This window comes from Rhizocola hellebori, assembly GCF_016862955.1.
GTDB classification, from domain to species: Bacteria; Actinomycetota; Actinomycetes; order Mycobacteriales; family Micromonosporaceae; genus Rhizocola; species Rhizocola hellebori.
This window is the reverse complement of record NZ_BONY01000070.1, coordinates 39,692-48,579: the sequence shown is the minus strand read 5'-3', so window position 1 is coordinate 48,579 and position 8,888 is coordinate 39,692. Positions and strand designations below refer to the sequence as shown.

At 66.8% G+C, this 8,888-nt stretch carries 10 protein-coding genes; 6 read left to right on the top strand and 4 right to left on the bottom strand.

Annotation, left to right across the window (positions count from 1 at the left end; genetic code table 11):
- Positions 1–448: 448 nt before the first annotated feature.
- The gene (locus Rhe02_RS37815) at positions 449–1,327 is read right to left on the bottom strand and encodes an AurF N-oxygenase family protein (protein WP_203913286.1); all 879 of its coding nucleotides are present in this window, start codon (positions 1,325–1,327) and stop codon (positions 449–451) included.
- 45 nt (positions 1,328–1,372) lie between these two features.
- Here Rhe02_RS37815 and Rhe02_RS37810 point away from each other — a divergent pair, with 45 nt between their 5' ends.
- Genes Rhe02_RS37810 through Rhe02_RS37790 form a run of 5 tightly spaced genes read left to right on the top strand, consistent with a single transcriptional unit; the run spans position 1,373 to position 5,328 of the window.
- On the top strand, positions 1,373–2,017 hold the full coding sequence (locus Rhe02_RS37810; RefSeq protein ID WP_203913285.1) for a TetR family transcriptional regulator: 645 nt from the start codon (positions 1,373–1,375) through the stop codon (positions 2,015–2,017).
- The gene (locus Rhe02_RS37805) at positions 2,007–2,234 is read left to right on the top strand and encodes a DUF4873 domain-containing protein (protein WP_203913284.1); all 228 of its coding nucleotides are present in this window, start codon (positions 2,007–2,009) and stop codon (positions 2,232–2,234) included. Before Rhe02_RS37810 ends, Rhe02_RS37805 begins: the two co-directional genes overlap by 11 nt.
- Positions 2,231–3,706, top strand: coding sequence for a flavin-containing monooxygenase (locus Rhe02_RS37800; protein WP_203913283.1), 1,476 nt, complete (start codon positions 2,231–2,233; stop codon positions 3,704–3,706). The genes Rhe02_RS37805 and Rhe02_RS37800 overlap by 4 nt, the downstream gene beginning before the upstream one ends.
- Entirely contained in the window at positions 3,687–4,559 is an 873-nt protein-coding gene (locus tag Rhe02_RS37795; RefSeq protein WP_239124313.1) for an SDR family oxidoreductase, read from the top strand. The genes Rhe02_RS37800 and Rhe02_RS37795 overlap by 20 nt, the downstream gene beginning before the upstream one ends.
- Positions 4,543–5,328, top strand: a complete 786-nt coding sequence (locus Rhe02_RS37790; protein WP_203913281.1) for an alpha/beta fold hydrolase — start codon at positions 4,543–4,545, stop codon at positions 5,326–5,328. The genes Rhe02_RS37795 and Rhe02_RS37790 overlap by 17 nt, the downstream gene beginning before the upstream one ends.
- On the opposite strand, the gene Rhe02_RS37785 is transcribed toward Rhe02_RS37790, so the two are convergent.
- Both Rhe02_RS37785 and Rhe02_RS37780 read right to left on the bottom strand, forming a co-directional pair.
- Complete coding sequence (locus Rhe02_RS37785) at positions 5,321–6,262, bottom strand: hypothetical protein (RefSeq protein WP_203913280.1); 942 nt, start codon at positions 6,260–6,262, stop codon at positions 5,321–5,323. The genes Rhe02_RS37790 and Rhe02_RS37785 overlap by 8 nt on opposite strands.
- 2 nt (positions 6,263–6,264) lie before the next feature.
- Positions 6,265–6,750: a SigE family RNA polymerase sigma factor gene (locus tag Rhe02_RS37780; protein ID WP_203913279.1), complete on the bottom strand. Its 486-nt coding sequence runs from the start codon at positions 6,748–6,750 to the stop codon at positions 6,265–6,267.
- Positions 6,751–6,831: 81 nt separating this feature from the next.
- On the opposite strand from Rhe02_RS37780, the gene Rhe02_RS37775 reads away from it, so the two are divergent.
- Positions 6,832–7,791, top strand: coding sequence for a zinc-binding dehydrogenase (locus Rhe02_RS37775; RefSeq protein ID WP_203913278.1), 960 nt, complete (start codon positions 6,832–6,834; stop codon positions 7,789–7,791).
- Here Rhe02_RS37775 and Rhe02_RS37770 read toward each other — a convergent pair.
- Positions 7,772–8,857 carry an acetate/propionate family kinase gene (locus Rhe02_RS37770; RefSeq protein WP_203913277.1) on the bottom strand — a complete coding sequence of 362 codons (1,086 nt, stop codon included), beginning with the start codon at positions 8,855–8,857 and terminating at the stop codon, positions 7,772–7,774. The two genes, Rhe02_RS37775 and Rhe02_RS37770, sit on opposite strands and share 20 nt — an antisense overlap.
- Positions 8,858–8,888: the final 31 nt, after the last annotated feature.

Sequence of the window (8,888 nt, the reverse complement as noted above, 5' to 3'; positions counted from 1 at the left end):
CTGCCCCCGGCTCTCGTTGCCCGCTGCGCCGCTTCCGCCGCCGCGGCGAGATGGGGTGCGTCGCTTGTCCATCTCTGTGTCAGGGAGGTGAGGCAGAGATGGACATGGGAGGGAGGGTGGGTGGGGCGCTGCCGGGGGGCGGCTCTGCGTTAGGGAGGTGAGGCAGAGATGGACAAGCGAGGGAGCAGGGGGTGGGGCGCTGCCGGGGGGCTCTGCGTTGGGGAGGTGAGGAAGAAAGGTGGGGGAGCGGGTGGGTGCTGGAGGCGACGGGGAGGGTGGGGGAGCACCGGTGGGATGTTGGCTCGGCCCAGGAGTTCACCGGGTGGCCTGCCAATGGCGGGGAGCCGCGGGGGGTGACCACGCATGAAGCTTCGTTGCCGCGCGGGAGCTTGCGGCGCGTGACCACGACGCAGCGGCGTAAAGGAAAGATGTTGCGCGGCAAGGGCGGCTAGAGGAGGTGGGCGCGGGTCCAGAGGAGGCGGGCGGGGCCGGCGATTAGGCCTAGGTCGGTGAGGGTGGCGGTGACGCGGGTGGCGGACCAGCGCAGGGTGGCTTGGAAGTGGGGGTTGGCGCGAGCGGCGCTGCGGCCGAGGTTGGGGTCTATGCCGACGGCGCGGTAGACGGAAGGGTGCACGAGGCGGGTGGCCACGGCGTAGGCGGCGCGGGCGATGACGAGGCGGGAGTAGGCCAGGGCGATCGGGTTGGCCGAGGCTACCTGGCGGTCCAGCTCCTCGCGGGCGAAGCGGATGTGCCGGGCCTCCTCGATGACGTGGATCCGGGAAACCATGCGTATCAAGGGTTGTAGCGTTTCGTCGGCCATGATTTCGCGTTGGAATGAATCGAGGATCTCCTCGGCGATGAGGATGGCCGCATACATGTGCGGGCCGCGAGCGGTGGTTTTGAGGAACCGGCCGAGGAAGTGGTCGGCGCGGCTGGGCGGGTAGACGGGACAGCCGGCGGTCGAGATGAGACGGCCGAACATGATCGAGTGGCGGCACTCGTCGGCCACTTCGGTGAGCGCGTATTGGGCGTGCTGGCTGGTCGGGTCGGCGTCGTAGTAGAAGCGGATGAGCATCTGCATGAGGATGGTCTCGAACCAAAGCCCGGCCGATGCCGCGCTAGCCACCTCGTGTTTGGTGAGTTCGACGCGCTGGCGGTGGGTGAGGCCGTCCCAAAGCGACGTGCCGTAGAGGCTGCTGCGGGTCGGCGGGATCCAGAACCGGTCGGGATCCAGCGGCGCCTCCCAGTCGATGTCCACCTGCGGTTCGTATTGGCGCTGCAGGGAGAGGTCCAGCAGGCGGGAGGCGGTCGCCTCACGAGTTGACATAACTCCTCCTTGACGTTACCTCCGTTAACTGTTACGAAAAGTAACGTGCAAGTCAATGCCAGGAAAGCCCGTTGGGCTGAGCATCGGGAGCAGCGCCGGATCGAGCTGATCCAGGCGGCGATCGAGGCCGCGGTCCAATACGGACCGGCCGTCGATATGGATCAGGTGGCCAAGGTGGCCGGGATCAGCAAACCCGTGCTGTACAGGTATTTCGCTGACAAGACCCAGCTGTGGCTGGCCGTGGGCGAGCACCTTGCCCACCAGGTCGTCGCGATCGTCATCCCCGCGATCGATCAGGTGCGCGAGGAGCGCGAGCTGATAGCGGCCACCATCGACTCCTATCTGGGGGCGATCGAGGGGCAGGCGGAGCTGTACAGATTCCTCATGCAGCAACAGGTTCCCGGCGTGCATCACCTGGTGAACAGCGCCTCGCAAACGGTCGAGAGCGGGCTGTCCCGGGTGATCGGCGACCGGCTGCGGGCCCTGGGCCTGGACGCCGGGCCTGCCGAGCCGTGGGCGGTCGGAATAGTCGGGCTGGTCCAGGCCACCGGCGACTGGTGGATGAAGCGCGACCGGCCGATGCGCCGCGAGGCGCTGACCGACTATCTGACAACGCTGCTGTGGCACGGGATCGCCGGGGTCAGGGCGGCCGCGGACATCCCGGGCGGGCTGGCCAGCCATGCGACTTGAGACCGAGCACGGCACGTTTGAGGTGCAGGCGCGGATGCTGGGGCGGGTCGAGCCGGTGGACGGGCGCTACCACTGGGACGGCCGGATCGAGCCAGATGAGCGGATCGCGGCGCTCGTGCGGTCGGGGGCAAGGCAGGCAAGGCTCGACGGGGTTGCGGTCAGGTTGACTGAGGTCGATCCTTGGGGAGGCGTGCTGGTGAGAGGGACGAGACCGTGACAGATACCGATGTGGCTGTGATCGGAGCGGGGTTCGGCGGGCTCGGCGCCGCGATCCGCATGCGCCAGAAGGGGCTTACCGACTTCGTGGTCTTCGACAAGGCTGAGGAGATCGGCGGCACCTGGCGGGACAACACCTACCCGGGCTGCGCCTGCGATGTGCCGTCACATTTGTATTCGTATTCGTTCGCGCTCAATCCCAAGTGGACGGACACCTTCTCCGGTCAGCGGGAGATCTGGGACTACCTGCTGCGTTGCGTCGACCGATACAAGGTGCGGCCACACCTGCGGCTGGGTCACCTTATCGAGGAGATGAGCTGGGAGGAGGCCGCGCAGCGGTGGGTGATCACTACCTCGCAGGGCGTCTATCGGGCCCGCGTGGTCATCCTCGCCACCGGCCCGCTCAGCGAGCCGGCGACGCCGGACATCCCGGGCCTGGAATCCTTCACCGGCACCGTTTTCCACTCCGCGCGCTGGCGGCACGACCATGACCTAAGCGGGCGTCAGGTGGCCGTCATCGGGACGGGCGCCTCGGCGATCCAATTCGTGCCGCAGATCCAGCCGGTGGTGGGAAAGCTGCGGCTCTTCCAGCGCACGCCGCCCTGGGTCATGCCGCGCCGGTCGCGTCGCGTCAGCAAGGCCGAGCACGCGATCTATCGATATGTGCCGGGCGCGCAGCGGCTGATGCGAAGCCTCCTCTATTGGGCCCGCGAGGGGCAGGGCATCGGCTTCTTCCACCCGCGCATCAACCGGATGGGTCAGCGGATCGCCGAGCTTCACCTGCGCAGCCAGGTCAAGGACCCAGTGCTGCGGGCCAAGCTGACGCCAAGCTACGTGATGGGCTGCAAGCGGGTGCTGCTTTCCAACGACTATCTGCCCTCGCTGACCAAAGACAACGTAGACGTCATCACCTCCGGCATCGTGCGCGTCACGCCCAACGGTGTGGTCACCGCCGATGGTGTGGAACACCCCGCAGACACCATCATTTTGGGTACCGGGTTCCGCGTGACCGACATGCCGGTGATGCACCACGTCCGGGGCAGGGAAGGGCAAACCCTTGCCCAAGCGTGGACCCCGACCATGCGCGCCTATCTCGGCACCACGGTCGCCGGTTTCCCCAACCTGTTCTTCCTGCTCGGCCCGAACACCGGCCTGGGTCATACCTCGGTGGTGCTCATGATGGAAAGCCAGCTCCGCCAGGTCCTCAAAGCGCTGGAATACATGCGCCGCACCGGGGTCACCGCGATCGAGCCCACGCCGCAGGCGCAGCAGCGCGACAGCGCCGAGGTCGACCGCAAGATGGCCGGCACGGTTTGGGCCACCGGCGGGTGTAACAGCTGGTACCTCGACTCGACCGGCCGCAACTCCACGCTGTGGCCCGGTTTCGCCACCACCTTCCGCCTGCGCCTGAGGCGCTTCCGCCCCCATGATTACCAGAGCGTCGGAGCACATCGTGAACTCATCAATCAGTAACAAGGTCGTCCTCATCACCGGTGCGGCACGCGGAATCGGGGAGCAGGTCGCGCGGCAGGCGGTGGCCAAGGGGGCCAAGGTTTCCGTGGTGGGCCTGGAACCCGAGCGGCTCAAGAAGCTCGCCGGGGAGCTGGGCTGTCATTGGGCACACTGCGATGTCACCGATCAGGCCGGCCTGGATCTCGCGGTGTCCTCCGCCGTCGAGGCGCACGGCCGGATAGACGTCGTTCTCGCGAATGCCGGTGTGGCCAACATCGGAACGGTCAACACTGGGCCGGTCGAGGCCTTGGTGCGTACCATAAACGTGAATTTGAATGGGGTTATCCGCACCGTGAGCGCGGCCTTGCCGCATCTGATCGAGTCGAAGGGCTACGCCCTTCTCGTCTCCTCGGTGGCGGCGTTCACCGCGATGCCCGGCATGGCCGCCTATTGCGCCTCCAAGGCCGGTGTGGAGCAGTTCGGCAACGTGCTGCGCCTCGAGGTGGCGCATCTGGGTGTGCGGGTGGGCACGGCCCATCCCATCTGGGTCGACACCGATCTGGTCCGGGACTTCCGGGAGGACCTGCCCAGCTATCGCCACGCGCGCAAGAAGATGCCGTGGCCGATGTCGACGGAGCTGACCGCGGAACAATGCGCGCAGGCACTTTTGCGCGGCATGGAGAAACGCAAGCGGCGCGTTTACATCCCGGGTTCGATCGGGCTGGTTCAGGCCCTGCGCACGGTAATGCTCAGCGGATTCGTCGACGGCATCATCAAACGCGGTTCGGGCGGTGGCGAGATGGTCACCGCGATGGAGCAAGAGGCCCGCGACCTCGGCCGGCCCTTCGGGAGTCACAGTGTTGGTCAACAGTGAGAAGAGGGGAAGCGGGCCGCCGCTGGTTCTCATCCACGGCATCGGCCACCGCTGGCAAGCCTGGGAGCCTGTACTCGACGAGCTGGCCCGCCACCACGAGGTCATCGCCATCGACCTGCCCGGATTCGGCCGCTCGCCGGTGCCCGACGGGGGCATGCCGCACGGGATGGCCGAGACGGTGGCCCGGATAGGCGAACACTTCGCTTCGGAAGGGCTGGAAAGGCCGCACGTGGCGGGGAACAGCCTCGGTGGTGCGATCGCCCTTGAGCTCGCCGCCGGTGGCCTCGTCTCCTCGGCCACCGCGCTTTCCCCGGCCGGTTTCTACACCGAGGCGGAGCGGCGTCGCGCCCTGCGGATGCTGAGCACGATGCGGCTCAACACGTTCCTGCCCGGGCCGGTGATGAAGGTGGGTCTGCGGTTCCCGGCGATCCGAGCCATGTCTTTCTCCGGGATAGTGGTCCACCCGGGGCGGCTGTCCGCCGATCGCGCCTACCAGGATGCGCTCGCGATGAGGCGGGGCAAGGGTTTCCGGCAGGTCGCCAAGTCTGCTTTGGACTATCGTTTCGCCGGTGCGCCAACGGTTCCGGTGACTGTCGCCTGGGGGACGCAGGATCGGATCCTGCGTCCCAACCAGGCGGAGCGAGCTCGCGAGCTCTTGCCGCAGGCCCGGCACGTGCCATTGCCCGGCTGCGGTCACGTGCCGATGAGCGACGATCCAGACCTGGTGGCCGCGCTCATCCTGCAGACCACCGGGGCACGGGTCACCTGAACATGTCCATCTCGGTGGCGCTGGACAGCTCGATCAGCTGCTCCGGGCTGAGCAATGTACCGGTGGCGAAGGCAAAGATGGTGCTGTGCGGGCCGTATACCTCTGTCATCAGCATGCCTTCCCGCGTCCGGAAATGACGCACGACCACATCGCCACGTTTCTCAAAGCTCCAACCGGATTCGGGCCCGGTGGGCGGCTCCCATGGCTTGCTCACGCTGATATCGAATTGGATTGACTGGCCCGGGTGGACGATGACGGCCGAGGCGGCATAGATGCGATCTCCATCCCTGCCCCGCCAGCGATAGTCCAAGACCGAGTAGACGGCCAGTGGCTCGCTGTCGCCGTTGCCGTACTGTGGATCGTTGTCGTGGAACTGTGCGAATTTCGCTCCCGGCGCCATCCGCTGTAGCTCGCGTTTGAGGTAGCACTCCATCTCCCGCATGCGCGGCTTGTCTGGAGGATAGGTGGGCGCCATCGTCAACCAGCCCGGGTCGGGAAAGATCACTACCGAGTCGGTCGGATAGGGCGACGGTTCGATGGTTGGAGCGGGCGACGGAAGGTAGGTCGGGTAAGCGGTCGGCATGTTGGTGGGGTGGGTGCTCGGCGCGTTGGTGGGATTGGGGGTTGCTTCCCCGCTCGGGTCAGGCGTAGGCCACGGGCTCGGATTGTCCGGCGCGGTCGACGGCTGGGCGACGTAGCCGTGTATCACCGGCACGCTGCATCCCGACTCCAGCGATGGACTGCCTCCCAACGGCACCAGGGCGATCGAGGCCACCAGGCCGATCGCGGTGACTGTGCCGCCCGAGGTCAGGCCCATCCGCCACCGATGCCGGCGGCGGCCCTTGCTGAGCAGGGCTGCGGCGCTCAAGCCCAGCGGAGGTTCGTTGTCGATCACGTGGTGGCGCAGGGCATCACGAATCTGAATCTCTTCCATTTCTACTCTCCCCGCATTACGGGTACGGCCAGGGCGGCTCGGAGCTTGTCGAGACCGCGGGCGGTCTGGCTCTTCACGGTTCCTTCGGTGATGCCGAGCAGCGCGGCGGCTTCGGCGACCGAGATGTCCTCCAGATGACGCAACACGATCAAGGCCCGCTGCCGGGGTGGCAACTGGGTCAATGCGGCTCGGATGTCCAGCTCGGGGCCTGTTGCGGGCTCGGGTGTGGCCCGGTCAGGTGGCTGGGACACCACGTGCTCCCGGCGGCGCAGCCGGCGATCGGAGAGGAACGCGTTGACCACGATGCGGCGCGAGTACGCGTCGAGCGTGGCCGGTTCGATTCGCTTCCAATGCCGGTAGAGCTGCAGGAACGCGTGCTGGGTGAGGTCTTCGGCCAGGTGCCAGTCGCCGCAGAGCCCGTAGGCCAGGCGGCGCAGTGAGGCGGCTCGGACGGCGAAGTAATCGGAATAGTCCGACTCCCAGGTCATGCACTCCTCCTTCCTTCGCGCCGTATACGTCACAGGCCGCCGAGGGGTTGCACGTGAGCGGTAAATGTTAGCGTCGACAGCATGCGCGCGATCTACGCCGAGTCGATGAATCCAGACAATCCGCTGGCCGGTCTAGTGGTGGGAGAGCAACCTGATCCCCAGGCGCCCGAGGGCTGGACGACGGTCAGGGTGCGCACCAGCTCGCTCAACCATCACGATCTTTGGTCGTTACGCGGGGTCGGGCTTTCCGCCGAGCAGCTGCCGATGATCCTGGGCTGCGACGCGGCCGGGATCGACGAGGACGGCAACGAGGTCGTGGTGCACGCCGTGCTGGGGCAGGGTGAGGACGAAACCCTTGACCCGAAACGCACCCTGCTCTCGGAGAAGCACCCGGGCACGCTGGCCGATCTGGTGTGTGTGCCGCGCCGCAATGTCGTCCCCAAGCCGCAAAGTCTTGATTGGATAGACGCGGCGTGCCTTCCCACCGCCTGGCTCACCGCCTATCGCATGCTCACCACCCGTGGCCGGCTTCCCAAGGACGGCACCGTTCTTGTCCAGGGCGCCGGCGGCGGCGTGGCCACGGCCGCCGTGGTGCTGGCCAAGGCGCTAGGCGCCCGAGTCTTCGCGACCAGCCGTGACGCCGCGAAGCGGGCGCAGGTGGAAGCGTTGGGCGCCACCGCTTTCGAGCCCGGCGGGCGGCTGCCCGAACGCGTCGACGTCGTCATCGAAACCGTGGGCGCGGCCACCTTCGACCATTCCATCAAGAGCACGAAGCCCGGCGGCCGCATCGTCGTCTCCGGCAGCACCTCCGGCCACCTGGCCGAGGTCGATCTGCGCCGCATCTTCTTCCTGCAGCAGGAGATCGTCGGCTCCACCATGGGCACCCGGGCCGAGCTGGTGGCGCTGATGGATCTGGTGGTGGCGCAACAGATCCGTCCGGTCATCGACAGCGTCTACGGCTTCACCCAGGCTCGCGAGGCCTTCGACCGTCTCGCCCACGGCGAGGTCTTCGGCAAGATTGTCATCGACCATTCGAGCTGAGCAGCGCCTCGGTCTGTGTGGCGATCTCGAGCTCCTCGTCGGTGGGAACCACGCAGACCGCCACCCTCGCCCCGTCGGGCGAGATGATGGCTTCCCCCTTGGCGTTGCGGGTCTCATCGACCGCGATGCCCATGAACTCCAAATTGGACAGTGACGCTGCCCTTACCGCAGCCGAGTTCTCGCCGACTCCGGCGGTGAAGGCGACCGCGTCGACACCGCCGAGCATTGCCGTGTAAGCCCCGACGTAGCTCTTGATCCGCTCGCAGTACATCGCCAAGGCCAGCTTGGCCTGCTCATCGTCGCGGCGCAGCACCTCACGCATGTCGCTGTCACCGCACAGGCCAAGCAGCCCGCTGCGCTTGTTGAGCAGATCGTCAATGGCCTCGACCGGCATTCCGGCCACCCGATGCAGATGAAAGATGATGGCCGGATCTATATTGCCGCTTCTGGTGCCCATGACGAGCCCCTCAAGCGGCGACAGTCCCATGCTCGTGGCGAAGCTGCGGCCGCCCTTGACCGCGCAGGCGCTGGCCCCGTTGCCCAGGTGCAAGGTGATCACGTTGACCTCCGCCGGCTCCCGTCCCAGGAGCTTCGCCGTTTGCCGTGACACATAGGCGTGCGATGTCCCGTGGAAGCCGTACCGGATGATCCCGTGCTCCGCGGCGACCGCCGAGTCGATGGCGTAGTGCGCGTTCATAGGCGGAATGGTGCGATGGAAAGCGGTGTCGAAGACCGCCACCTGCGGCACCTCCGGCAACATCCGCCGAGCCTCCCGCACCCCCGCGATGTTTGGCGGATTATGAAGCGGCGCAAGTGGAATCAGCTCGGCCACCGCCGCTATGACCTCGTCGTCGATGAGGGTCGGCCGGCTGAACCTGAGCCCCCCGTGCACCATCCGATGGCCCACCGCGTCCAAACCGGTCAGGTCCACCGCAGACAGCACCTCGTGCAGCGCCGATCCGTGGTCGGTGACGCGTTCCACCAGCCCACCCGCCACCTTTTCGGCCTGGTCGAACAGGCGCCATTTCAGCGAGGAGGAGCCACAGTTCAAAACGAGCGTTCTCACAACATCACCCTAGTGCGTTACGGTGTGGACG

Bases quoted from the DNA above. Each gene is read 5' to 3' on its own strand.
- Rhe02_RS37815 (WP_203913286.1), bottom strand. From the start codon at position 1,327: ATGTCAACTCGTGAGGCGACCGCCTCCCGCCTGCTGGACCTCTCCCTG.
- Rhe02_RS37805 (WP_203913284.1), top strand. From the start codon at position 2,007: ATGCGACTTGAGACCGAGCACGGCACGTTTGAGGTGCAGGCGCGGATG.
- Rhe02_RS37785 (WP_203913280.1), bottom strand. From the start codon at position 6,262: ATGGAAGAGATTCAGATTCGTGATGCCCTGCGCCACCACGTGATCGAC.
- Rhe02_RS37780 (WP_203913279.1), bottom strand. From the start codon at position 6,750: ATGACCTGGGAGTCGGACTATTCCGATTACTTCGCCGTCCGAGCCGCC.
- Rhe02_RS37775 (WP_203913278.1), top strand. From the start codon at position 6,832: ATGCGCGCGATCTACGCCGAGTCGATGAATCCAGACAATCCGCTGGCC.